This is a genomic window from Streptomyces koelreuteriae (assembly GCF_018604545.1).
Classification (GTDB): domain Bacteria; phylum Actinomycetota; class Actinomycetes; order Streptomycetales; family Streptomycetaceae; genus Streptomyces; species Streptomyces koelreuteriae.
Map to the genome: position 1 here is coordinate 3469215 of NZ_CP075896.1, position 23839 is coordinate 3493053.

Sequence of the window (23839 nt, forward strand, 5' to 3'; positions counted from 1 at the left end):
TCACCCCCGCGCCCGAGCCAGCCGGGCCGCGTGCGTCGGCGCGTCCGGCACATCCGCCGGGCGGCCCACGGCGAACTCCTTGCGCAGCACCGGTACGACCTCCTCGCCCAGCAGATCGATCTGCTCCAGCACGGTCTTCAGCGGCAGCCCGGCGTGGTCGACCAGGAAGAGCTGGCGCTGGTAGTCACCGGCGTACTCGCGGAAGGCCAGCGTCTTCTCGATGACCTGCTGCGGGGTGCCGACGGTCAGCGGCGTCTGCGCCGTGAAGTCCTCCAGCGACGGCCCGTGCCCGTACACCGGGGCGACGTCGAAGTACGGCCGGAACTCGCGCACCGCGTCCTGCGAGTTCCGCCGCATGAACACATGCCCGCCGAGCCCGACGATCGCCTGCTCGGGCGTGCCGTGCCCGTAGTGCGCGTACCGGGCCCGGTACAGCTCGACCATGCGCTTGGTGTGGTCGGCCGGCCAGAAGATGTTGTTGTGGAAGAAGCCGTCGCCGTAGAACGCGGCCTGCTCGGCGATCTCCGGCGAGCGGATCGACCCGTGCCAGACGAACGGCGGTACACCGTCCAGCGGCCGGGGCGTCGCCGTGAAGCCCTCCAGCGGCGTACGGAACTTCCCCTCCCAGTCGACGCCCTCCTCGCGCCACAGGCGGTGCAGCAGGGCGTAGTTCTCGACGGCGAGCGGGATGCCCTGCCGGATGTCCTGCCCGAACCAGGGGTAGACCGGCGCGGTGTTCCCGCGGCCCAGCATCAGATCCACCCTGCCGTCGGCCAGGTGCTGGAGCATCGCGAAGTCCTCGGCGATCTTCACCGGGTCGCTGGTGGTGATGAGGGTGGTGGCCGTGGAGAGGACCAGCCGCTCGGTGCGGGCGGCGATGTAGCCGAGCATCGTGGTCGGGGAGGACGGCACGAAGGGCGGGTTGTGGTGCTCGCCGGTCGCGAAGACGTCGAGCCCGGCCTCCTCCGCCTTGAGGGCGATGGCGACCATGGCCTTGATCCGCTCGCGCTCGGTCGGGGTCCGGCCCGTGGTGGGGTCGGGCGTGACGTCGCCGACACTGAAGATCCCGAACTGCATGGTCGCTCACCCTCCAGGTTGTTTACCCTTCAACAGTACCCGGGGGAACGACGGCGGGCTCGGTGGCATTCCGGGAAGCGGGCGCGGGGGTATTCCAGGAGGGGTCCCGGCCGGTCCGCCCGAGCAGCCGCTCGAAGGCCGAGGCCCCCTCCGCCACCGGCACCGGCTCCCCGAACACCCCCATCTTCCTGGCCGTGGGTGCCAGCTCGTCCACCGCGCCGGACAGCTCCGCCACGACCGCCTCGTCGGCACCCGGGTACTCCTGGCCCGTCGCCCGCGCCAGGTCCCACACATGCACCGTCAGATCGAGCAGCGCCATCGAGCCGACCAGCCGCGCCGGCATGTTCATCGCGCCCGTCGTGCCGTCCTCGGCCCCCGGCGCCGACCAGGCCGCCACCAGCCGGTCCGCCTCCCGGGCGAACCGCTCACGCCACTCGGGACTCCCGGCGACGGGTTCGGGCGCCTCACCGAAGTCCGACGCCTCCTTCGCGGCCAGCCGCTGGAACTGCACGATCACCTGGAAGAGGTGATCGACCAGCGCGCGCACGTCGTACTCGGCACAGGGCGTGGGCGCGGCGAGCGCCGCGTCGGGAATGCCCCGCACCACCGGCACCGCCCGCTCCCGGGCCATGCCCAGCAGCTCACCGACGCGGTACGTCCTCACAGGGTTCATGTCCATGCTCGTGTCCATGTTCTGACCGTAGGTACGGCCACGACCGCCCATCTTGAAGAAACGCGACGTACGATCCGGCCATGGAGGCACCCCGCCACGACACCCGCGGGATCGTCGACCCGTCCGGGCTGCTGAACCGCGTGCGCTTCCGCCGCCACGAGCCCGCCGAGCCGCTGCGCCGCTACGTCGAGTGGTACTGGCTCATCGACTGGGACCTGCCCGAGCCGTACGCCTCCCACGTCGTCCCGCACCCCTCCGTCAACCTCACCTTCCAGTGGGACGAGGACGAGGGCCCGCCCTACGGCGAGGTCACCGGCGTCGCGCTCGGCCTCTACACCAGGAAGCTGACCGGTCGGGGCCGGGTCTGCGGGGCGAAGTTCCGCCCCGGCGGCTTCCGGCCGTACGCCCCCGAGGAGCCGGTCTCCCGCTGGACGGGCGTCGCCCTGCCCGCCCAGGAGGTGTTCCCGCAGGTCACCGCCGACACCGCCCGCGAGGTCGTCACCCCCTCCGACGACGCCGCCCGGGTCGCCGCCCTCGACGCCTTCCTGCTCGCCCTGCCCCGCACCCCGGACCCGCAGGCGGACCTCGCGACCGACCTCGTCGCACGCATCCGCGCGGACCGCGCCGTACGCCGCGTCGGCGACTTCGCCCACGCCCAGGGCCTGTCGGTACGGGCCCTGCAACGGCTCTTCTCCACCCACGTCGGCGTCAGCCCCAAGTGGGTCCTCCTGCGCTACCGCATCCACGAGGCCCTGGAACAGGCCGCCGGCCACGACGACATCGACTGGGCCACCCTCGCCGCCGACCTCGGCTACGCCGACCAGGCCCACCTCGTGCGGGACTTCACGGCCACGGTGGGAGTCCCTCCCACGGCGTACGCGGCGGAGGCCCGGGCCGGGCGATAGGTGCTGCAGCCGACGTACCGGCGCGGAAGCGGACGGAGGGAGCGTGCGCCGGCCCGGGAGCCGTCCCGCCCTGACGCGGAGCGCCCGGGCGAGGGCATGCGAAGCTGACGACCATGTTCGTGCTCCGCTCCGCCGCCCTCTTCGTCGTCGCCGCCCTGTTCGAGATCGGCGGCGCATGGCTGGTCTGGCAGGGCGTGCGCGAGAACCGGGGCTGGCTGTGGGCGGCCGGCGGCGTCCTCGCGCTCGGCGCGTACGGCTTCGTCGCGACGTTCCAGCCCGACGCCCACTTCGGCCGCGTGCTCGCCGCGTACGGCGGGATCTTCGTCGCCGGTTCGATCCTCTGGGGCGTGGTCGCGGACGGCTACCGCCCGGACCGCTGGGACATCGCGGGCGCGCTGATCTGCCTCGCGGGCATGGCGGTCATCATGTACGCCCCGCGAGGGGACTGACCGGCCCCGGGCGCGGGATCTCAGAACGGCTCGTCGGGCGGCAGCAACCCCAACTGCCCGAGGAAGTCCATCTCGTCGAAGTACAGCCGGTAGTCGACGATCCGCCCGTCCCGCACGGTGGCGATGTCCACCCCTCGGATCCTGATCTCCTTCTGCGTCGGCGGCAGCGTCTCACCGTTGGGCAGCTCCAGCGGCCCGGTGTTGCGCCCGCTGAAGACCCCCTCGTCGATGGCCGTGTCGCCCACCTCGTAGGAGTGCAGCGCGTGGAACGCCCCGTCGGGAACGGCCTCCGTCATCGTCCGCCAGTACTCGACGATGTCGTCACGCCCGTGCAGCTCGCCCTCGTCGGGTGTGAAGGCGACCGCGTCCTCGGCGTACAGCTCGCCGATGGCCTTCAGATCGGCGTGCGTGGTGATCGCGTCCGTGAGCCGGTCCATGACCTCACGTGCCTCGCCCATGATCCACCTCCGGTACAGCCGGAAAACCAAGGGACCACCCGCCCTCATTCTCCCACCAGGGGCCCCGCCTATCCTGGCCGGAAGCCGGAAGCCGGAAGCCGGAAGCCGGAAGCCTTGAGGCCACAGCCGACCCCGCCCACCGCACCCACGCCACTCACGCCACTCACGCCCGAGGAGCTCCCATGGCCACCGCCGCCGTACCGCCCGCAGCCTCCCGCATCGCCGTCGTCACGGGTGCGAGCAGCGGAATCGGCGCCGCCACCGCCCGGCAGCTCGCCGCGGCCGGCTACCGCGTCGTCCTCACCGCGCGCCGCAAGGACCGCATCGAGGCACTGGCGGAGGAGATCAACGCGGCGGGCCACCAGGCCACGGCCTACGCCCTGGACGTCACGGACCGCGCGGCGGTCGACGAGTTCGCCACGGCCTTCAAGACCATCGGCGTCCTGGTCAACAACGCGGGCGGCGCGCTCGGCGCCGACCCGGTCGCGACCGGCGACCCGGCGGACTGGCGTCAGATGTACGAGACGAACGTCATCGGCACGCTCCACCTCACCCAGGCCCTGCTGCCCAAGCTGGACGCGAGCGGCGACGGCACGGTCGTGGTCGTCTCCTCCACCGCGGGCCACGGCACCTACGAGGGCGGCGCGGGCTATGTCGCCGCCAAGCACGGCGCCCACGTCCTCGCCGAGACCCTGCGCCTGGAGATCGTCGGCCGCCCGGTCCGCGTCATCGAGATCGCCCCCGGCATGGTCAAGACGGACGAGTTCGCCCTGACCCGCTTCTCCGGCGACTCGGCCAAGGCCGAGAAGGTCTACGAGGGCGTGGCCGAGCCCCTCACCGCCGACGATGTCGCCGACACCATCACCTGGGCCATCACCCGCCCCAGCCACGTCAACGTGGACCTCCTGGTCCTGCGCCCCCGCGCCCAGGCCTCGAACACGAAGGTCCACCGGGAGCTGTGACACCGGCGGGGACACTCCCACGGCCCTGAAAAGCACAGGCCCCGAGCCGGGGTGGCCCTTAAGGTCACCCTTCGTGGACATCGACAGACACATACGCTTCGACGACCTGCACAACTTCCGCGACTTAGGCGGCTACACCACCGCGGACGGCCACCGCATCCGCCGGGCCCGGGTCTACCGCGCCGACTCCCTGGGCAAGCTCACCCGGGGCACGGACGACTGGACCCGCTTCCTCTCCCTAGGCATCCGCACGGTCATCGACCTCCGCTACCCCTGGGAGATCGACTCCCGGGGCCGCGTCCCGGACGACCCGAGCTTCACGTACCACAACCTCAGCATCGAGCACCGCCCCTACGACCAGGCGGCCCTCACCCCCGACATCGCCCCCGGCCCCTACCTGGCCGAGCGCTACATGGAAGTGGCGCAGGACGGCACCAAGGAAATCCGCCGGGCCCTGGAACTGATCACACAGGCGGCACGGGCCGACGAGCCTCTCGCCTTCCACTGCGCCTCGGGCAAGGACCGCACGGGCCTGATCGCGGCCCTGGTCCTGGAACTCCTCGAAGTCCCACGCCCGGCCATCGTCGAGGACTTCGCCCTCACGGACCTGGCGGCCCCCGCCCTCCTCGCCGACTGGACATCCCACAACGACGGCCGCTCCCCCACCTGGCCGTCCTACGGCCGCGCCCCCGCCGAGGTCATGCACCTGTTCCTGACAGACCTGACGACCCACTACGGCTCGACAGCCGGCTATGTGACCAACGCCCTGGACCTGGACGCGTCGGCCCTCTCGGCGACTCTCCGGGAGGGCCTGCTGGAGTGAGCCGGCGCGTCAGCCCTTCACGCAAACAACCTGCTTCAGCTTCGCCACGACCTCCACCAGGTCCCGCTGCTGGTCGATGACCTGCTCGATGGGCTTGTAGGCGCCGGGGATCTCGTCCACGACGCCGGAGTCCTTGCGGCACTCCACGCCCCGGGTCTGCTCCTCCAGGTCCTTGGTCGAGAAGCGCCGCTTGGCCGCGTTGCGGCTCATGCGCCGGCCGGCGCCGTGCGAGGCCGAGTTGAAGGACTTGTCGTTGCCGAGGCCCTTCACGATGTACGAACCCGTGCCCATGGAGCCGGGGATGATGCCGTAATCGCCGGAGCCGGCCCGGATCGCGCCCTTGCGGGTCACGAGCAGGTCCATCCCGTCGTAGCGCTCCTCGGCGACGTAGTTGTGGTGCGCGCTGATCTCCGACTCGAAGACCGGCTTGGCCTTCTTGAACTCCTTGCGGACCACGTCCTTGAGGAGCGCCATCATGATCGAGCGGTTGTACTTCGCGTACTCCTGCGCCCAGAACAGGTCGTTGCGGTACGCCGCCATCTGCGGGGTGTCCGCGACGAAGACGGCGAGGTCGCGGTCGACCAGGCCCTGGTTGTGCGGGAGCTTCTGGGCGATGCCGATGTGATGCTCGGCCAGTTCCTTGCCGATGTTCCGGGAACCGGAGTGCAGCATCAGCCAGACAGAACCGGTCGTATCAGTGCAGACTTCGACAAAGTGGTTTCCTCCGCCGAGCGTTCCCATCTGCTTCGTGGCGCGTTCCGCACGGAATTTGACCGCTTCGGCGACCCCGTCGAACCGCCCCCAGAAGTCGTCCCACCCGGCCGTACCGAACCCGTGCAGCCGCCCCGGGTCGACGGCGTCGGCATGCATCCCCCGGCCCACCGGAATGACCTGCTCGATCCGCGACCGCAGCCGCGACAGATCCCCGGGCAGGTCGTTCGCCGTCAGGGACGTCTTCACCGCGGACATCCCGCAGCCGATGTCGACCCCCACCGCCGCCGGGCACACCGCACCCTGCATCGCGATGACCGAACCGACCGTCGCGCCCTTGCCGTAGTGCACGTCGGGCATGACGGCGAGGCCCTTGATCCAGGGCAGGGTGGCGACGTTCCGGAGCTGCTGGAGCGCGCCCTCCTCGACCGAGGCGGGGTCGGCCCACATCCGGATCGGTACTTTCGCACCAGGTACCTCTACATACGACATAGCGTCCTCAATCCCCCGTAAGCGAACAGAAGTCTTCAAGAGCAAATACCGGAGCCAAGGTCTACGAAAGGGAATCCGGACCGGCGTTCACGGCAGTGCGTGCGATACACATTGTGTTCATCGGCTGCCCGGCGACGGCAAGCCAATATCCGCCCCGAGAGGAGCCACCACGTGCAACGGAAGGCGTACGTACCCGGTATCGCCGCGCTCCTCGCGGCCCTGCTGGCCGGCTGCACCGGCAGTTCGGACGACGGCGGCACGACGGACGGCTCCAACCCGGGCGACACCGGCACGGCTTCGCCCGCCGCCGAGCCGGGCCGCTACCGCACGCTTCCCGAGCCCTGCACCGCCGTCGGCGAGAGCATGCTCGACGAACTCCTGCCCGGCCTGCGGCAGATCACCGACGGCGAGCAGCGCGAGAAGGCCTACGAGGGCGAGCCGACCGTCACGTTCGACACCGACCGCAAGGTCGGCTGCCAGTGGAAGGTCGACGGCCCGCAGGCCACCGACCATCTCCTCATCGACTTCGAACGGGTCGTCTCCTACGACAACTCCGTCAGCGACGACAACCAGGCCGAGCAGCTCTTCGCGGAGCGGGAGGCCGCGGCCCACCTCCCCGAGCCGACGGCCACCGAGTCGGCGACCTCGGAGTCCCCCGCCGCGGGCAGCACCCCGGCCGGCGGCTCCTCGGCCGCCCCGAGCGACTCCCCCGGCTCGACCTCCTCCCCGTCCTCCCCGTCCTCCCCCTCCGGCTCCTCGTCGCCCTCCGCCACCCCGACCGAACTCCAGCCGCGCGTGCTGGAGGATTTCGGCGACGAGGCCTTCATCGACGACGAGCTGAGCAGCTCCGGTTCGACCGCCAAGCAGCGCACGGTGACTGTGGCGTTCCGCACGTCCAATGTCATCGTGACCATCGAGTACGTCGAACAGCCGGCCACCGTCGGCGTCGTCCCGGACAGCAAGGAATTGCAGGACAGGGCCCAGAAACTGGCCTCCCAGCTGGCCGATTCGCTGAGCGACTGAGGCCCCTTCACGCCCCCTTCACGCACACCCGCAAAGCACCCGAAGGAAGGCCACACCTCCGCCTCACCGCGTACGGTGACCACTCGGCCCCGTTCCGACCGCAGGGAACCACGAGCGTCATGAGTGAAGGAACCATGCAGCGACGAGCACAGCGAGACCAGCAGGACCAGCGAGCGAAGCGACTCAACCGCGTCCTTGTCTGCGCGGCCGCCGTCCCCGTGATGCTGGTCGCCGCCGGCTGCTCCTCGGACTCCGGCTCCGGCGACACCACGGACAAGGCCGCGAACGCGGCGGCTTCGGCGTCGGCGAGCCCGTCGCCGACCGTCGAGGCGGCGGCGTACGACAAGCTTCCGGAGTCCTGCAAGGCACTGTCGAAGAAGACGCTGAAGGACCTCGTTCCGGAGAGCAAGTCCGGCAAGGAGGGCAAGTCGGACGATATCTCCACGCGCGGCAGCTGCTCCTGGAACAGCCTCGACAACAACGGCGTGAAGGGCTCGCAGTTCCGCTGGCTGAACGTGTCGATGCTGCGCTTCGAGTCGGACGCCGCGCGCGGCTCGGGCGAGAAGCTGGCCCAGCAGTACTACGAGAAGCAGGTCCAGGACGTCCAGGCCTCCGAGGGCGCCAAGGGCGTCAAGTCGGAGCCGGTCGCCGACACCGGCGACCAGGCGACGGCCGTGCGCTACGACCTGAAGAAGAAGGAAGGCACCTTCAAGCAGCAGACGGTCGTGGCACGCGTCGAGAACGTCGTCGTCACCCTGGACTACAACGGCGCCGGCCTGGCCGGCGACAAGTCCCCGAGCGCCGACGACCTGGCGAAGGACGCCGAGAAGGCCGCGAAGGAAGCGGTCGCCGCGGTGTCCGAGGCGAACGGCGCGGGCGGCGGCAAGCCCGGCGGCGACCCGTCCAAGCCGGCGTCGAAGTCCCCGTCCAAGGAGCCCTCGAAGGAAGCCTCGAAGGGGGCCCCCAAGGACTCCTCCGCGTCGCCTTCGAAGTCGCCCGCCAAGAAGAGCTGAACACCACCGACCGGAACCGGCCACCCGTCCTCCGCACACATGTGCCACCCTGTTGCGCGCAACAGCACGCAAGGGGAGGGGAAGACGGGTGGCCGCGCCACAACTGACTCGGATGCACCGCGTTCTCATCGGCGTGGTCGTGGCCGGTGCCGTGATCATCGCCGGCATCGGCTTCGCCGGTTCGTACGCCGCGGTCCGCGAGTTGGCCCTGCAGAAGGGATTCGGGAACTTCTCCTACGTCTTCCCGATCGGCATCGACGCGGGCATCTGCGTCCTGCTGGCCCTGGACCTGCTCCTCACCTGGATCAGGATCCCGTTCCCCCTGCTCCGCCAGACGGCGTGGCTCCTGACCGCGGCGACGATCGCCTTCAACGGCGCGGCCGCCTGGCCGGATCCGCTCGGCGTCGGCATGCACGCGGTGATCCCGATCCTGTTCGTGGTCGCGGTCGAGGCGGCCCGCCACGCGATCGGCCGGATCGCCGACATCACGGCCGACAAGCACATGGAGGGCGTCCGCCTCACCCGCTGGCTGCTCTCCCCCGGCCCCACGTTCCTCCTCTGGCGCCGCATGAAGCTCTGGGAGCTGCGCTCCTACGACCAGGTCATCAAGCTGGAGCAGGAACGTCTCGTCTACCAGGCCCGCCTCCGCTCCCGGTACGGCCGCGGCTGGCGCCGCAAGGCGCCGGTGGAGTCCCTGATGCCGCTGCGGCTGGCGCGCTACGGCGTCCCGCTCGCGGAGACGGCCCCGGCGGGTCTGGCGGCGGCGGGCATAGAGCCCGCGCTGCTCCCCCCGGCCCCGAAGCAGCACCAGTCGGCGCTGGAAGCCGACCCGCAGCGAACGGCACCTCACAGCGAGCAGCGCCCACAGCTCGAGAGCAACCGAAACGCCGAGTACGTGGACGACGTACCCGAACCGGACCAGAGCCCGTGGTTCAACACCCCTCGCGAGGTCGAGTACCAGGGCGGCTACGACCCGACGTACGACACCGAGCAGTACGAGCCCTCGTATGACCCTCCGTACGAGCCCCCATATGAACCCCCGTACGAGCCCCCGGTCGAACAGGCACCCACCCCCGAAGACACCGGCAGCTTCCCCATCCCGGTGGGCCCCAACCGCACCCGGGAACTCGGCGACGGCGGCGGCCCCCCGGAACCGACCGAGGAGGACTACTACCGGGCCTTCCGCGAGTCGACGAAGGGCGGCAACGGAGCCCCCACTCCCCGTGGATTCATCGCCGATGTCGAGGCGACCTACGGCATCACCCTGGAAGAGGCCGAGTCCAAGCGCATGGTGAACCGCTTCTCCAACCGCCTCAACGCGGAGATGACGGACGAGCACATCGCATGAGAAAAGGGGCCCTGAGAACAGGGCCCCTTCCTCACACCGTCAGCTACTCCCCGAGCAGCGCCCGAACCCGCTCCTGCCCCACCGCCAGCAGCAGCGTGGGCAGCCGCGGCCCGGTGTCCCGCCCGACCAGCAGGTGGTACAGCAGCGCGAAGAAGGACCGCTGAGCCGTCTTGATCTCCGGCGGCAGCTCCTTCGGCGTCGCGTCGGCCGAGAACCCGGCCTGCACCTTCGGCACGCCGTAGACGAGATGCGTCAGCCCGTCGAGCGACCAGTGCTCGGCGAGCCCGTCGAGCAGCAGCCTCAGCGACTGCTGAGAGGCCTCGTCGAGGGACTTCAGCAGTTCCGCGTCGGCCTCGTCGCGCACGATCGTCCGCTGGTCGGCGGGCACGTGCGTGTTGATCCAGGCCTCGGCCTTGTCGTACCGCGGCCGCGCCTCGTCCAGCGAGGTCAGCGGCTGCTCCGGGTCCAGCTCGCTGAGGATGCGCAGCGCCTGGTCCTCGTGCCCGGCGGTGATGTCGGCGACGGACGCCAGCGTCCGGTACGGGAGCGGCAGGGCCGTCCGCACCAGGTCACCGGCGGCCGTACCCACCGCACGCGCGTGCGCGGCCGCGTCGGCCGGCAGGACGCTGCCGTCGGCGACCTTGGCGTCCAGCCGGTCCCACTCGTCGTACAGCCGCTGGATCTCCTGGTCGAAGGCGACCTTGAAGGACTGGTTGGGCCGGCGCCGGGCGTACAGCCAGCGCAGCAGCTGCGGCTCCATGATCTTCAGGGCGTCCGCCGGGGTCGGCACGCCGCCCCGCGAGGACGACATCTTGGCCATGCCGCTGATGCCGACGAAGGCGTACATCGGCCCGATGGGCTGCTGCCCGCCGAAGATCCCGACGATCTGCCCGCCGACCTGGAACGACGACCCGGGAGACGAGTGATCGACACCGCTCGGCTCGAAGACGACGCCCTCGTACGCCCACCGCATCGGCCAGTCGACCTTCCAGACCAGCTTGCCGCGGTTGAACTCGTTCAGCCGGACCGTCTCCGAGAAGCCGCACGCGGTGCAGGCGTACGTCAGCTCGGTGGAGTCGTCGTCGTAGGACGTGACGGTGGTGAGGTCCTTCTCGCAGTTGCCGCAGTACGGCTTGTACGGGAAGTACCCGGCCGTGCCGGAGCTGCCGTCGTCCTCACCGGCCGCGCCGGAGCCCTCGGCGGCCTCCAGCTCGGCCTCGTCGAGCGGCTTCTGCTGCTGCTTCTTGGCCGGGGCCTTCTTCGTCCGGTACTGGCCGAGGATCGCGTCGATGTCGCCGCGGTGCTTGATGGCGTGCAGGATCTGCTCGCGGTACACCCCGGAGGTGTACTGCGCGGTCTGGCTGATCCCGTCGAACTCCACACCCAGCTCGGCCAGCGACTCGACCATCGCGGCCTTGAAGTGCTCGGCCCAGTTCGGGTACGAGGAGCCCTCCGGCGCCGGGACGGAGGTCAGCGGCTTGCCGATGTGCTCGGCCCACGACTTGTCGACACCGGCGATACCCTCCGGGACCTTGCGGTACCGGTCGTAGTCGTCCCAGGAGATCAGGTGCCGCACCTGGTGGCCCCGGCGGCGGATCTCGTCGGCGACGAGATGCGGGGTCATGACCTCGCGCAGGTTCCCGAGGTGGATGGGGCCGGACGGTGAGAGTCCGGACGCGACGACGACGGGTTTGCCCGGGGCCCGACGCTCCGACTCCTCGATGACCTCATCCGCGAAACGGGAGACCCAGTCGGTGGTCTCGGTGCTCTGAGCCACGATCGGCACGTCCTTCTTTCTCCAGGGCAGCCGTACGGTCAACGGCCGGTGCCCATTCTCCCAGACGGCATCCCGCCCGGGAAAACGGCTTTACCCCCCGTGGGATACTGAGCGTGTCTATCGATTCCCACGAGGAGAACGGCATCCATCCCATGACCTCGGTCACGTCGCTCACCGATCAAGTCCAGCAGCGTCTCGCGAACGCCCTGTCGGCCACCCGGCCGGAGGCCGACGCCGACCCGCTGCTGCGACGTAGCGACCGGGCCGACTTCCAGGCCAACGGGATCCTCGCCCTCGCCAAGAAGGCCAAGTCGAACCCCCGGGAGCTGGCGACGGAGGTCGTCGGCGCCATCGTCACCGGTGATGTGATCAAGGACGTCGAGGTCTCAGGACCCGGCTTCCTCAACATCACGATCGCCGACCGGGCGATCACCGAGAACCTCGCCGCGCGGCACGCGGACGGCGAGCGCCTCGGCGTGCCGCTGAAGGAGAACGCGGGCATCACGGTCGTCGACTACGCCCAGCCGAACGTGGCGAAGGAGATGCACGTCGGCCACCTGCGGTCGGCGGTCATCGGCGACGCCCTGCGCGGCATGCTCGACTTCACCGGCGAGAAGACGATCGGCCGGCACCACATCGGCGACTGGGGCACCCAGTTCGGCATGCTCATCCAGTACCTGTTCGAGCACCCCGGCGAGCTGGCCCCCGCGGCCGACGTCGACGGCGAGCAGGCGATGAGCAACCTGAACCGGGTGTACAAGGCGTCGCGTGCGCTGTTCGACGCGGACGAGGAGTTCAAGGAGCGGGCCCGGGGGCGGGTCGTCGCCCTGCAGTCCGGCGACAAGGAGACGCTGGAGCTGTGGCAGCAGTTCGTGGACGAGTCGAAGGTCTACTTCTACTCCGTCTTCGAGAAGCTCGACATGGAGATCCGCGACGACGAGATCGTCGGCGAGTCCGCGTACAACGAGGGCATGCCCGAGACCGCCCGCCTCCTGGAGGAGATGGGCGTCGCGGAACGCTCCGAGGGCGCGCTCGTGGTCTTCTTCGACGAGATCCGCGGCAAGGACGACCAGCGTGTCCCGCTGATCGTGCAGAAGGCCGACGGCGGCTTCGGCTACGCGGCCTCCGACCTGACGGCGATCCGCAACCGGGTCCAGGACCTGCACGCCTCGTCCCTGCTGTACGTCGTGGACGTCCGCCAGTCGCTGCACTTCAAGATGGTCTTCGAGACGGCTCGCCGGGCCGGCTGGCTGAGCGACGGCGTCAGCGCGCACAACATGGGCTACGGCACGGTGCTCGGCGCGGACGGCAAGCCGTTCAAGACGCGTGAGGGCGAGACCGTACGTCTTGAGGACCTGCTGGACGAGGCCGTGCAGCGGGCCGCCGAGGTCGTCCGGGAGAAGGCGCAGGACCTCACCGAGGACGAGATCCAGGAGCGGGCCGCGCAGGTCGGCATCGGCGCCGTGAAGTACGCCGACCTGTCGACGTCGCCGAACCGGGACTACAAGTTCGACCTGGACCAGATGGTGTCGCTGAACGGCGACACGTCCGTCTACCTCCAGTACGCGTACGCCCGGATCCAGTCGATCCTGCGCAAGGCGGGCGGGGCGTCGCCGGCCGCGCACCCGGAGCTCGAACTCGCCCCGGCGGAGCGGGCGCTCGGTCTGCACCTGGACGCGTTCGGCGACACGGTCTTCGAAGCCGCCGCGGAGTACGCCCCGCACAAGCTGGCCGCGTATCTGTACCAGCTGGCGTCGCTGTACACGTCGTTCTACGACAAGTGCCCGGTCCTCAAGGCCGAGACGCCCGAGCAGATCGAGAACCGCCTGTTCCTCTGCGACATCACGGCCCGCACCCTCCACCAGGGCATGGCCCTGCTGGGCATCCGGACGCCCGAGCGGCTCTGAACCGGGTCGGGGCCGGGCCCTGACGACAGGCCGAGGGCGGCACTCCCCCGTGGAGTGCCGCCCTCGGGCGTGGTGGAGAGCCGCCGGTCAGCGGCAGTTGACCCACTCGTTGGACTTCTGGAACCAGACGGTGTCGCCGGTGCCCTTGACGCCCCGTGCGAGAACTCCGGTGTCGCCGCGGTAGTTCTTCTCCGTGTACCACTTGTAGTCACAGGACCTGCCGTGGTTGTACCAGGACTTGAAGCCCTGGAAGACCACGAAGGGGGTGAGGTCCGCGTTCTTCCCCTCGACCTTCTGCATGCGGCCGGTGTAGTTCTTGCCGGCCCAGACGCAGAACCAGCCCGACGGACAGTCCGACGCCGCCTGGGGCGAGGCCTCCGCCGCACCGGCCGTACCCGCGTTGCCGGCGAGCAGACCACCGGTCAGCGCGATCCCCCCGGCCATGACGGCGAGCTTCCTGGTCATTCGCATGTGCTGTTCCCCCTTCGTGGACGGGCCGACCGCACCGGCCGGCTCGACAACGAGACTGCGGGCCGGGAGCCCCGCTCCACCACATCCGCCCCGGAAGTGACGCCCGCACGGGACGTCCCACCCTCTGACCTGCCCGGACACCACCCGCCGGGACGGTACGGCGGGACACTCGCGGTGGGCGTGGCCGAATCGGTGGGGGGCGGCAGGGGGATCGGAACCGATGTATGGGGCTCCGCGTGGATGCTGATGCAGAATGCGGCGGTAAGGGGACCGCTGACCACGGTCCGCGAACGCGAATGGGGGGAACATGTCGCGTTGGAAAGGGCTGCCCGAAGAACTCGACCCGCGTGTGCGGCAGTTGGTGGTGCGATTACGCCGGGCCAAGGACCACAGCGGACTGAGCCTGCGCCGGCTCGCGGCGAGGACGGGCTACAGCACATCGTCGTGGGAGCGCTATCTGTCCGGCCGGTCGCTCCCGCCCAGGGACGCCGTCGAGGCGATGGCCCGGCTCGACGGTGACGATCCGGCCCGGCTGCTCGCGCTGCACGAGGTCGCCGCCGAGGCATGGGGCACGGCGTCCGAGCACCGCGGACCGCCGGCCGGGCCCGGCACCGGCCCGCCGCCCCGCCCGCACGGCCGGGCGCTGCGCATCACCCTCATCGCCGGGTCGGTGGCCCTGGTGCTGGCCGTCGCCACCGTGGTCCTGCTCGCCGTACGGCTCACGGACGGCGCGGGCAAGGCGGCCGTGACCCCGCTCACGGCGTCCGCGGCCACGCAGGTCCCAGGGTCGCCCAAGCGGTCGGAGCGCCCCACCTACACCTGCGTCGCGGAGCGGATCGACGGCCGCTGGTACACGGGCAACAGCCGCACCCTGAAGGCCGTCCTGGCGAAGGGCCACGCCGGACCGGAGGTGGCGGAGGCGCAGTGTCTGCTGCATCAGGCGGGCTTCTCACCGGGAGCCGTGGACGGCATCTTCGGCCCGCACACGCAACGCGCGGTCAAGGAGTTGCAGAAGCACTCCGGACTGGTCGTGGACGGCATCATCGGCCCGCACACCTGGAAGGCCCTGCGGCGATGACACGGGCCCCGCAGCCCTCCGCACTGCCGCCGGAACGCACCCGACTGGCCTCCGCTCTACGGGAGTTGCGCACCGGCACGGGACTGAGCCTGGCGGCCCTCGCGGCGAAGACCACGTTCAGCAAGTCGTCCTGGGAGCGCTACCTCAACGGCAAGACGCTCCCGCCCGGCCAGGCGGTGCGGGAGCTGTGCCGTCTGGCCGGCGAGCCGGAGGGCCGCTGTCTGGCGCTGTGGGAACTCGCGGAGTCGGAATGGAGCGGCCGGGCGGCGGCGCGGCCCACGGACGCGCCTGGGCCCGCGGACCCCCCGGGCCCGGACGCCGGGCATCCCGTCGGCGGCAGGGGCACGGTCATGGCGGTCCTCGCCTCGGTCTGCGCGCTGGCGGCCGGCGGCCTCTCCATCGCCCTGGTCCTCGTCGCGGGCCACACCGGCGACAGCCGCCCCTCCGCACCGCCGTCCTTCGCCCCGGCACCCCGCTGCCAGGGAGCCACCTGCGAGGGCCAGGACCCGATGCCCATGAAGTGCGGCACCCACCCGCTCACCCTCGCCACGCACCGCACGTCCACGGGAGCCCACCTCGAACTGCGCTACAGCACGGAGTGCGGGGCGAGTTGGGCGAGGATGTGGAGCACCCGCATCGGCGACCGCCTGGAGATGGACCCGGGCGGCGAAGACACGGGCCGCCCGCACACCGCCCGGATCACGGACGGCGTCGCCGCGCAGTCCTACGTCTACACCCCGATGACCGAGGCGACCCCCGGCGCGACGGTCCGGGCCTGCTTCCACCCGGTGACGGGAGGCAGCCGCGAATGCTTCGAGGCCCGCGTCTGACGGATCACCGCCCTCCTCCCCCGTTATCCCCCGTATCCCCTGGTCCCCGGCCTCACCGCTGAGCCGTGCTGCTCGCACCGTCCAGTGCCTCCCGGATGATGTCCGCGTGCCCGGCGTGCTGGGCCGTCTCCTGGATCAGATGCAGCAGGATCCGGCGCGCCGACCAGTACTCGCGCTCCGGCGGCGACCAGGGAGTCATCGGCAGGGGCACGCGATGGTCCAGGTCCGGCAGCCCGGCCAGGGCCTCGTCGGTCGCCCGCGCGGCCGCGGTGTACGCCGCCAGCAGCCCGTCGAGCGTGTCGCCCTCGGCCATGCGGTACTGCCCCATGTCGAGCATGCCGTCCGGCAGTTCACCGTCGCTTTTGACCATGATCCGCGTCCACGCCGCCTCCCCTTGAGCGAGATGCTTCACGATCCCGCCCAGGGTCAGCTCACTCACGGTCGTACGCCGGGCGGCTTGCTCGTCGTCGAGTCCGCGCACGGTGATCAGCAGCAGTTCCCGCTGCTCGGCGAGCGCGTACGACAGGTCGGTCTTCTCCGAGGAAGTCGTCATGGAAGGACCGTAGGGAGCAATTAGGTCAGCTCGCGTCCGCTGATGTTCGCTTGTCAGTGGTCGGATTTACAGTCACCTCCATGGCGACACTTCCGAACCCGCTCCCGACCCTGGCGGCAGACCCGAGCGGCCGCGCGCTGGGGCTTGAACTCCCCGCCGGGACCCTGCTCGACACCACCGACGAGGGCCCCTGGCACGAACCGTTGCTGTGGTGCGCGCAGGACCGGGCCGTGCCGGGCGGCTGGACGGCGCTGGAGCCGACGCGTCGGGTCGGGCTGCTGCCGGTCGTCCTCGACGTGGGGGACGGGCACGGCGGGCCGGACGGCTGGGAGTTGATGCCCGGCGAGGTGTCCTACCCCGGGGATCACGACGCCGAGGAGGTGCTGGCGGAGTACTGGGAGGAGTGCGCGGCGGAGGGCGACACATGGCCCGGGCCGGCCGCCCCCGCCACTCAGGACCCGGCCCCGGACGCGGACCCGGACATGGCCCCGGACCCGGACGCGGTCGCCGCGGCCGTCGCGGACTCGCTGCTAGAAGCCGGCGGTCCGCTCAAGGACCCCCGTCTCGCCCTGGTCCCGGCCCGCCGCAGCGCCGACATCCCGACGGCGATCGGCTGGACGGGCCCGGCGCACCACGAGGGCGACACGGCCCGGATCAGCGCGGTGCTGCGCTCCTGGGAGGACCGCTTCGGCATACGGGTCGTGGCCCTCGGCTTCGACCATCTGCTGCTGTCGGTCGCCGCCCCGCCCACCACCCTCGCGGAGGCGGAGGCCGTCGCCGCCGAGCACTTCGCGTTCTGCCCGGACAACATCCGGCAGAGCGCCGACCCCACCCTGCGGTCATACGCCGAGCGCCAGGTCAGGGATCAGCCGACCTGGCCCTTCTGGTGGGACTGAACCCCCAGGGACGCTGATGGCTCAGCCCTTGGCCCCGATCCCCGCATAGACGTTGATGTCCGCGTCCGTCACGTCGTTGATGTCGCGGTAGCGGACCCTCTCGATGTCGTCGAGGCCCGCGAGGAAGGACTCCTCCGGCTGCTCGGGGACGGGGGCCGCGTGGTCGGGCCGCCAGCGGTGCGCGGGGACGACGCCGGGGTCGGCGATCTCCAGGAAGTTCTCCGTGAAGAACCGCTCGACATCCGCCCGGGTCCGCAGCACGAAGGTGAACCCCCGCTCGGTGTACGTCCGCTGGACCGCGCGGATCTTCTCGGGGTTGAGGTCCTCGGTGAGATGGCTGAGCACCAGCCGGCTGCCGACGGGCAGCGCGTCGAGCAGCTCGCGCACCAGCGGATACGCCTCGCCGTCCTCGACGAAGTGCAGGATCGCGACCAGGCACAGCGCGACGGGCTGGTCGAAGTCCAGTGTCTTGGCGGCCTGTTCGAGGATCCGGGCCGGGTCCCGCAGATCGGCGTCGATGTAGTCCGTACGCCCCTCGGGCCCGCTGGTGAGCAGGGCCCGCGCGTGCGCGAGCACGACCGGGTCGTTGTCGACGTACACGACCCGCGACTCGGGGGCGACGCGCTGTGCGATCTGGTGCACGTTCTCGGCCGTCGGCAGCCCCGTGCCGATGTCGAGGAACTGCCGGATGCCGTCCTGCTCCACCAGCGTGGTCACCGCACGGCGCAGGAAGTCCCGGTTGTGCCGGACGTCGAGATACCCGCGCGGATTGGCGGCGAGCCCGGCGGCGGCCGCCTCCCGGTCGGCCGGGTAGTGGTCCTTGCCCCCGAGGAAGACGTCGTAGACCCGCGCCGGGTGCGCCTTGCTGCTGTCGATCCTCCTCCGCAGCTCGGCGGGATCCTGGCTGAGCGCGTCACCGGGCATGGACGTCTCCCTGAAGAGTAGGTGGTTCAATCAGCAACCACTTCGACGGTCAACAACCTAACGCCTCAAGTGATTTGATGGTGCCCGTGCGGACCAGCGAGCGAGCGACGACGACCCTGTGGCGTCCCACCGGGCCCAAGGAACTGGACCTGGTGCGGGAGCTCGACTGGCGCGCCTGGCCGCCCCGGCTCCCCGAGCAGCCGATCTTCTACCCGGTCCTCAACGAGGACTACGCCGTCAGGATCGCCCGCGACTGGAACGTCAAGCATGACGGTGCCGGCTACGTCACCCGGTTCGAGGTCGACTCCGGCTTCCTGAGCCGCTACCCGGTCCAGCAGGCGGGCGGCGAGACGATCCTCGAACTCTGGGTACCGGCCGAGGAACTCGACGAGTTCAACGCCCACATCGTCGGAGAGATCGAGCTGGTCCACGAGTTCCACTGAGAGCCGGCCGGCCGGTCACTCGGTGGTCCCTGCCTCGACCCACTTCTCACCGCCCAGCGGGAACTCGTACGCCGGACGCCCGTTGTTCCCGCTCGTGCGGAAGGGCCGGCCCTTGTCGTCCACCGTCAGCGTGCCGCTCCGGCTGCCGCTGGACCAGCGCAGCTCCAGATACCAGCTGACGTCGTACGCGGAGGCGTCGGCCCGGATGTAGTAGACCTCCGGGTCGGACTGGCTCACCGAGAACGGGAAGTCGTCATGGCCCGCCTCGGGGACGACGGAGGGACGCGCGGCGTCCAGGGCGACCGTGAAGAAGCGCGTCGGGACGCCACCGCCGCAGCCGACGCCCGGATAGCCCATGGCGTAGTCGTTCCAGGCGAGCGGCGTCCGCTTGCCCGCCATACGGACCGTCAGCCCGTCGACGACCACCGTCTCCTTGCCCGTGCCCTGCACGGTGAGCTTCAGAAACTGCTGCCCCGACGGAACGGCCCCGTTCGCCGCCACCCAGGCCGGCGCGTCCTGCTCCAGCGGCGGCGGCCCGACCTGACTCGGCGGCCGGTTCACCAAGTAGCGCTGGGAACAAGGATCTTCCCAGGCGTGCGGGGTGGTGTTCACCGTGAGGGGGACAGGGCCGGAGGCCGGGGCGCCGGTACGGCCGGGCCGTCCGCCGGTGCCGCCGGCGGCGGGGGCGCGCGGGGCAGGGGTCGCGGAGGCGGACTCCTTCCCCTCGCCCTTGCTCTTGCCCTTCTCCTTGTCCTTGTCCTTGCCGCTGTCGGTGGAGGCACGGCCCGAGGGCGACGCCGAGGCGTCCGACCCGCCGTCCGGCGTCCGGCGTTCGTCGGACACGGCAGCCGCACCCCGACGCCCGTCGCCGTCCGCCCCACCGGAGGGCACGGCCACGGCGAGCCCGACCCCGCCCAGGACGACGGCCGCGGCGATACCGGCGAGGAGGGCGGGCCGAGGACGCCGTGACCGGGGCGCCTCCGAAGCCGGCGCATCATCGACCGAGGCCGGAGGCTCGGGACCCGAAGCGGGAGCCTCGGCAACCGGAGCCGAAGCCGGAGCCGGAACCTCGGCACCCGGAGCCGGAGCCACTGCCGCCGGTCCTGCCACCCCGGTCTCGGCCGAGCCCCCACCCCCCTTCCGCCCTCGCCCGGCATCGGCCAGCACCCACCGCCGATGCAGCTCGACGAGTTCCCCGGGCGACGCCTTGCACAGCCGGGCGAGCCTCTCCACCGGCGCGTAGTCGGCGGGCACGGCGTCCCCGTTGCAGTACCGGTGCAGCGTCGACGTACTCATGTGGAGCCGCTTGGCGAGCACCCCGTAGCTCAGCCCGGAGCGCTCCTTCAACTCCCCCAGCAGCGCGGCGAACTCCGCCGCGGCCGTGCCTTCCGACACCCTTCCTCCATCCCCCATGTCCCGTTCACCCGTTCCAGGGCAGGGACGTTTCCCCAGGTCACAGCATGTACGGGCGTTCCAGCGTCCCTGATGGTCCGCCGGGTGTGGCGGCCGGGACGGATCACCGCACAAGCTCTGGCCATCCAAGCAGCCGCTCCCGGCCGACCGGTCGGCGGCTCGCTCGGGCCTTCTCGCCAACCGCCTTTGTCCGAAAGGGAACCCACTCATGCGCAAGTACCACGCCCTCCCCGTAGCCCTCCTGGCCGCGCTCGCCCTCACGGCGTGCGAGGACGGCACGGGCACTCAGGACGAGGGCGCGGCCAAGCCCCGGGTGACGTCATCGACGACGGCGGCCACCGCGCCCCAGCAGACGTCCACCGACACGAAGGGCACGCAGTCCGGGACGACCGGCAAGACGAACGGCGGGAACTCCGGGGCGGCCAAGCCCACCGACCCCGCCGACCCGGCCAACCGCGTCTCCTGCAACGGCACCAACACCACGGTCACGGCCCAGCCGGTCCGCCGACCCGTCAACCACATGCTGATCACGGTCAAGAACACCGGCTCGAAGTACTGCGACCTCACCTACTACCCGGTGCTGCGCTTCGACGAGATGCAGTGGGCCCCGCGGCCGATCGAGGACTCCAAGCCGCAGGCGGTCACGACCCTGGCCCCCGGCGAGTCCGGCTACTCGGGCGTGACGCTGTCGGCGGCCGACGGCAGCGGCGACGGCGGCACCACCGGCCGCAAGCTCGAGGTCGGCTTCCAGGGCCGCACGCCGAACAGCAACGGCGGCCCCTCCGCACTCCCGACCCTCCCGGCCAAGGGCATGTACTACGACAGCTCGCTGACGGCCACGTACTGGCTGCGGGACATGGACGAGGCCCTGACCTACTGAGCCTGACCGAGCCCTACTGCTCCTTGAGCTTCTGGGCCACCTCGGTGGCCCAGTAGGTGAGGATGTTGCGCGCACCGGCCCGCCGGATGCCGGTCAGGGACTCCATGATCGCCCGGTCCCGGTCGATCCAGCCCTTCTCGGCGGCGGCCTCGATCATCGAGTACTCGCCGGAGATCTGATACGCGGCGACGGGCACGTCCGAGGCGTCCGCGACCCGGGCGAGGATGTCCAGGTAGGGCCCGGCCGGCTTGACCATCACCATGTCGGCGCCCTCTTCGAGATCGAGGGCCAGCTCCCGCAGGGAGTCACGCACATTGGCGGGGTCCTGCTGATAGGTCTTCCGGTCCCCCTGCAGGGACGAGCCGACGGCCTCCCGGAACGGCCCGTAGAACGCGGAGGCGTACTTGACGGTGTAGGCGAGGATGGCGACATCCTCCCGCCCGATCTGGTCCAGGGCGTCACGGATGACCCCGACCTGCCCGTCCATCATCCCGCTGGGCCCGACCACATGGGCCCCGGCATCGGCCTGCACCTGGGCCATCTCGGCGTACCGCTCCAGGGTCGCGTCGTTGTCGACCCGCCCCTCGGAGTCCAGCACTCCGCAGTGCCCGTGGTCGGTGGTCTCGTCGAGGCACAGGTCGGACATGACGAGCAGGTCGTCGCCGACCTCGGCCCGCACGTCCCGGAGGGCGACCTGCAGAATCCCGTCCGGGTCGGTGCCCGGCGTCCCGAGACCGTCCTTCTTCGACTCCTCCGGCACGCCGAACAGCATGATCCCGGAGACCCCCGCCGCGACCGCCTCGGCGGCGGCCTTCTTCAGACTGTCCCGCGTGTGCTGCACGACCCCGGGCATGGCCCCGATCGGCACCGGCTCACTGACGCCCTCGCGCACAAAGGCCGGAAGAATCAAATCAGCGGGGTGCAACCTGGTCTCGGCCACCATCCGACGCATGACGGGGCTACTCCGCAAACGCCGCGGCCGAGTACCAGGAAAAGAACCGTACGTCGTCATGCCACCTACGCTACGCCCGCCCAAAACGCCCCGATGCCGACGGGATGTCGGAGCGAAGCCGCTTAGCTGCGGGCAATCGTGCCGCTAAGGGCGGCACGGGTGGGCGCAGCGGCACCCCGCTCCGCCGGGCTGCGCACCCACCCGCCCTAAGCCCCCACGCCGAGCACCCCAGAAGCCCCCCAAGTGCGCCCACCACCCCCCAGGTCCATCCTGAAACCAAGGAACAGCAAGGACAAGGACCCCGACGGCCGGCCCCAAAACCCCCGCCGCCGCCGTCCCTCCGTACGCCCATCCACGGAGGACGCGATGACCGCCCCCCACCCCCACCACACCCCCGACCTCTTCGCCCTGTCAGGAATCCACGGCCCGGTCCTACGCCCCGGCGACCCCGCCTACGCCGACGAAGTCACCGGCTTCAACCTGGCCGCCCTCCACACCCCCGACGTGGTCATAGGAGCCACCGGCCCCGACGACATCGTCACCGCCATGCGCTGGGCGAAGGCCACCGACACCCCCGTAGCCGTCCAGGCGACGGGCCACGGCGCCAACTTCCCCATAGAACAGGGCCTGTTGATCAACACCGCCCGTATGACAGACGTGCACACCGACCCCACCGCCCGCACGGCCACGATCGCCGCGGGCGCGAAGTGGAGCCACGTCATGGCCGCCACCGCCCCGCACGGCCTGGCCGGTCTCTGCGGCACCTCCACGGACGCGGGCGTCATCGGCTACACCCTGGGCGGCGGACTCCCGGTCCTCGGCCGCGCGTACGGCTACGCCGCCGACCTGGTCCGCTCCTTCCAGGTCGTCACCCCGGACGGGCACCTGCGCGAGACGGACCCCCGGCACGAACCGGAACTGTTCTGGGCCCTGCGCGGCGGCAAGGGCAACGTAGGCGTCGTCACCTCACTCGTGACCGACCTGCTCCCCCTGGCCCGCCTCTACGGCGGTGGCATCTACTGCCCCGGCGAACACACGGCGGCCCTGCTGCGGACCTGGACGGACTGGACCCGCACCGTCCCGGACGAGATGTGCAGCATGTTCTCGATCCTGCGCCTGCCGCCCCTGCCCCAGATCCCGGAGCCCCTGCGCGGCGGCTTCTGGGCCCGGGTCGCGATCGCCTGGCCGGGCGACACGGCCGAGGGCGAGGCCCTGATCGCCCCGCTCCGCGAAGCGGCCCCCGTGGCCGTCGACACGGTCGAGGAAATGGACTACGCGGCCCTGGACCGCATCCACACGGAACCCCAGGACCCGCTCCCGGCCCGGGAGTGCTGCCTGCTCCTGCGCGACCTGTCCCCGGAGGCCATCGGCACGCTCCTGGAGCAGGTCGGCCCCACGGCCGGCGCCGACCACCCGCTGCTGGTCGTCTCGCTGCGCCACATGGGCGGCGCGATGGCCCGCCCGTCCGCCGTCGAGGACGCCGTCTGCTCCCGCGACGCGCGGTACCTCCTCGAATCGGTCGGCATCCTGGCCGCCCCACCCGCCGCCGAGGCCCTGGAACAGGCGACGGCCCGCCTCTACACCGCGATGGCGCCCCACGGCACGGGCCGCACCATGGTCAACATCCACGGCACCCCGGGCGACGAACAGGACATCGCCCGCGCCTGGACCCCAGAGGTCTACGCCCGCCTACGCCACGACAAGGCCACCTACGACCCGACGAACCTACTGCGCTACGGCCACGCGGTAACCCCCGCCTAGCCACACCCACCCCGCTGCGG

At 71.0% G+C, this 23839-nt stretch carries 24 protein-coding genes; 14 read left to right on the plus strand and 10 right to left on the minus strand.

What is annotated here, in order from left to right; all coding sequences use genetic code 11:
• Window positions 1-1077 carry an LLM class flavin-dependent oxidoreductase gene (locus tag KJK29_RS15395; RefSeq protein WP_215119735.1) on the minus strand — a complete coding sequence of 359 codons (1077 nt, stop codon included), beginning with the start codon at window positions 1075-1077 and terminating at the stop codon, window positions 1-3.
• A 22-nt stretch (window positions 1078-1099) separates the two neighbouring features.
• On the minus strand, window positions 1100-1768 hold the full coding sequence (locus tag KJK29_RS15400) for a TIGR03086 family metal-binding protein (protein ID WP_251057811.1): 669 nt from the start codon (window positions 1766-1768) through the stop codon (window positions 1100-1102).
• Between the two features lie 62 nt (window positions 1769-1830).
• Between KJK29_RS15400 and KJK29_RS15405 the strand changes: the two genes are divergently transcribed.
• Together KJK29_RS15405 and KJK29_RS15410 are read left to right on the plus strand one after the other, a co-directional pair.
• Window positions 1831-2655: a helix-turn-helix domain-containing protein gene (locus KJK29_RS15405; RefSeq protein ID WP_215119736.1), complete on the plus strand. Its 825-nt coding sequence runs from the start codon at window positions 1831-1833 to the stop codon at window positions 2653-2655.
• A gap of 113 nt (window positions 2656-2768) precedes the next feature.
• A complete protein-coding gene (locus KJK29_RS15410) occupies window positions 2769-3104 on the plus strand; it encodes a YnfA family protein (RefSeq protein ID WP_215119737.1) in 336 nt (111 codons plus the stop codon).
• 20 nt (window positions 3105-3124) lie between these two features.
• Here the strand turns inward: KJK29_RS15410 and KJK29_RS15415 are convergent, their stop codons facing one another.
• On the minus strand, window positions 3125-3562 hold the full coding sequence (locus KJK29_RS15415) for an ester cyclase (protein ID WP_215119738.1): 438 nt from the start codon (window positions 3560-3562) through the stop codon (window positions 3125-3127).
• A 182-nt stretch (window positions 3563-3744) separates the two neighbouring features.
• Here KJK29_RS15415 and KJK29_RS15420 point away from each other — a divergent pair, with 182 nt between their 5' ends.
• A complete protein-coding gene (locus tag KJK29_RS15420; RefSeq protein WP_215119739.1) occupies window positions 3745-4524 on the plus strand; it encodes an SDR family NAD(P)-dependent oxidoreductase in 780 nt (259 codons plus the stop codon).
• A gap of 73 nt (window positions 4525-4597) precedes the next feature.
• Window positions 4598-5347 (plus strand): tyrosine-protein phosphatase, encoded by a 750-nt coding sequence (locus tag KJK29_RS15425; protein ID WP_321170414.1) that lies wholly within the window; start codon window positions 4598-4600, stop codon window positions 5345-5347.
• Window positions 5348-5356: 9 nt separating this feature from the next.
• On the opposite strand, the gene KJK29_RS15430 is transcribed toward KJK29_RS15425, so the two are convergent.
• Window positions 5357-6550 carry an RtcB family protein gene (locus tag KJK29_RS15430; protein WP_215119740.1) on the minus strand — a complete coding sequence of 398 codons (1194 nt, stop codon included), beginning with the start codon at window positions 6548-6550 and terminating at the stop codon, window positions 5357-5359.
• Window positions 6551-6721: 171 nt separating this feature from the next.
• Here KJK29_RS15430 and KJK29_RS15435 point away from each other — a divergent pair, with 171 nt between their 5' ends.
• The 3 genes from KJK29_RS15435 to KJK29_RS15445 all read left to right on the plus strand — a co-directional run bounded on the left by KJK29_RS15435 (window position 6722) and on the right by KJK29_RS15445 (window position 9934).
• A complete protein-coding gene (locus tag KJK29_RS15435; protein WP_215119741.1) occupies window positions 6722-7573 on the plus strand; it encodes a DUF3558 domain-containing protein in 852 nt (283 codons plus the stop codon).
• 134 nt (window positions 7574-7707) lie between these two features.
• Window positions 7708-8586 (plus strand): DUF3558 family protein, encoded by an 879-nt coding sequence (locus KJK29_RS15440; protein WP_251057812.1) that lies wholly within the window; start codon window positions 7708-7710, stop codon window positions 8584-8586.
• 112 nt (window positions 8587-8698) lie between these two features.
• The gene (locus tag KJK29_RS15445; protein ID WP_215119743.1) at window positions 8699-9934 is read left to right on the plus strand and encodes a DUF2637 domain-containing protein; all 1236 of its coding nucleotides are present in this window, start codon (window positions 8699-8701) and stop codon (window positions 9932-9934) included.
• Between the two features lie 43 nt (window positions 9935-9977).
• Here the strand turns inward: KJK29_RS15445 and lysS are convergent, their stop codons facing one another.
• Window positions 9978-11720, minus strand: coding sequence for a lysine--tRNA ligase (lysS, locus tag KJK29_RS15450; protein ID WP_215119744.1), 1743 nt, complete (start codon window positions 11718-11720; stop codon window positions 9978-9980).
• A gap of 143 nt (window positions 11721-11863) precedes the next feature.
• Here lysS and argS point away from each other — a divergent pair, with 143 nt between their 5' ends.
• Window positions 11864-13618, plus strand: a complete 1755-nt coding sequence (gene argS / locus KJK29_RS15455) for an arginine--tRNA ligase (protein ID WP_215124298.1) — start codon at window positions 11864-11866, stop codon at window positions 13616-13618.
• Window positions 13619-13705: 87 nt separating this feature from the next.
• Here the strand turns inward: argS and KJK29_RS15460 are convergent, their stop codons facing one another.
• Window positions 13706-14089 carry a peptidase inhibitor family I36 protein gene (locus tag KJK29_RS15460; RefSeq protein WP_215119745.1) on the minus strand — a complete coding sequence of 128 codons (384 nt, stop codon included), beginning with the start codon at window positions 14087-14089 and terminating at the stop codon, window positions 13706-13708.
• Between the two features lie 307 nt (window positions 14090-14396).
• Here KJK29_RS15460 and KJK29_RS15465 point away from each other — a divergent pair, with 307 nt between their 5' ends.
• Entirely contained in the window at window positions 14397-15167 is a 771-nt protein-coding gene (locus KJK29_RS15465; RefSeq protein WP_215119746.1) for a peptidoglycan-binding protein, read from the plus strand.
• Window positions 15164-15997: a helix-turn-helix domain-containing protein gene (locus KJK29_RS15470; RefSeq protein ID WP_215119747.1), complete on the plus strand. Its 834-nt coding sequence runs from the start codon at window positions 15164-15166 to the stop codon at window positions 15995-15997. Before KJK29_RS15465 ends, KJK29_RS15470 begins: the two co-directional genes overlap by 4 nt.
• A gap of 52 nt (window positions 15998-16049) precedes the next feature.
• On the opposite strand, the gene KJK29_RS15475 is transcribed toward KJK29_RS15470, so the two are convergent.
• On the minus strand, window positions 16050-16550 hold the full coding sequence (locus tag KJK29_RS15475) for a DinB family protein (RefSeq protein WP_215119748.1): 501 nt from the start codon (window positions 16548-16550) through the stop codon (window positions 16050-16052).
• 80 nt (window positions 16551-16630) lie between these two features.
• On the opposite strand from KJK29_RS15475, the gene KJK29_RS15480 reads away from it, so the two are divergent.
• The gene (locus KJK29_RS15480) at window positions 16631-17446 is read left to right on the plus strand and encodes a DUF4253 domain-containing protein (protein ID WP_215119749.1); all 816 of its coding nucleotides are present in this window, start codon (window positions 16631-16633) and stop codon (window positions 17444-17446) included.
• 21 nt (window positions 17447-17467) lie between these two features.
• On the opposite strand, the gene KJK29_RS15485 is transcribed toward KJK29_RS15480, so the two are convergent.
• Window positions 17468-18370 (minus strand): SAM-dependent methyltransferase, encoded by a 903-nt coding sequence (locus tag KJK29_RS15485; RefSeq protein WP_215119750.1) that lies wholly within the window; start codon window positions 18368-18370, stop codon window positions 17468-17470.
• A 77-nt stretch (window positions 18371-18447) separates the two neighbouring features.
• On the opposite strand from KJK29_RS15485, the gene KJK29_RS15490 reads away from it, so the two are divergent.
• The gene (locus tag KJK29_RS15490) at window positions 18448-18813 is read left to right on the plus strand and encodes a hypothetical protein (RefSeq protein ID WP_215119751.1); all 366 of its coding nucleotides are present in this window, start codon (window positions 18448-18450) and stop codon (window positions 18811-18813) included.
• Window positions 18814-18828: 15 nt separating this feature from the next.
• On the opposite strand, the gene KJK29_RS15495 is transcribed toward KJK29_RS15490, so the two are convergent.
• A complete protein-coding gene (locus KJK29_RS15495) occupies window positions 18829-20208 on the minus strand; it encodes a helix-turn-helix domain-containing protein (protein ID WP_251057813.1) in 1380 nt (459 codons plus the stop codon).
• Between the two features lie 226 nt (window positions 20209-20434).
• Between KJK29_RS15495 and KJK29_RS15500 the strand changes: the two genes are divergently transcribed.
• Window positions 20435-21106, plus strand: a complete 672-nt coding sequence (locus KJK29_RS15500) for a DUF4232 domain-containing protein (protein WP_215119753.1) — start codon at window positions 20435-20437, stop codon at window positions 21104-21106.
• 13 nt (window positions 21107-21119) lie between these two features.
• Here KJK29_RS15500 and hemB read toward each other — a convergent pair whose 3' ends face one another.
• The gene (gene hemB / locus KJK29_RS15505; RefSeq protein WP_215119754.1) at window positions 21120-22118 is read right to left on the minus strand and encodes a porphobilinogen synthase; all 999 of its coding nucleotides are present in this window, start codon (window positions 22116-22118) and stop codon (window positions 21120-21122) included.
• A 306-nt stretch (window positions 22119-22424) separates the two neighbouring features.
• Between hemB and KJK29_RS15510 the strand changes: the two genes are divergently transcribed.
• Window positions 22425-23819 carry an FAD-binding oxidoreductase gene (locus tag KJK29_RS15510; RefSeq protein ID WP_215119755.1) on the plus strand — a complete coding sequence of 465 codons (1395 nt, stop codon included), beginning with the start codon at window positions 22425-22427 and terminating at the stop codon, window positions 23817-23819.
• Window positions 23820-23839 lie beyond the last annotated feature (20 nt).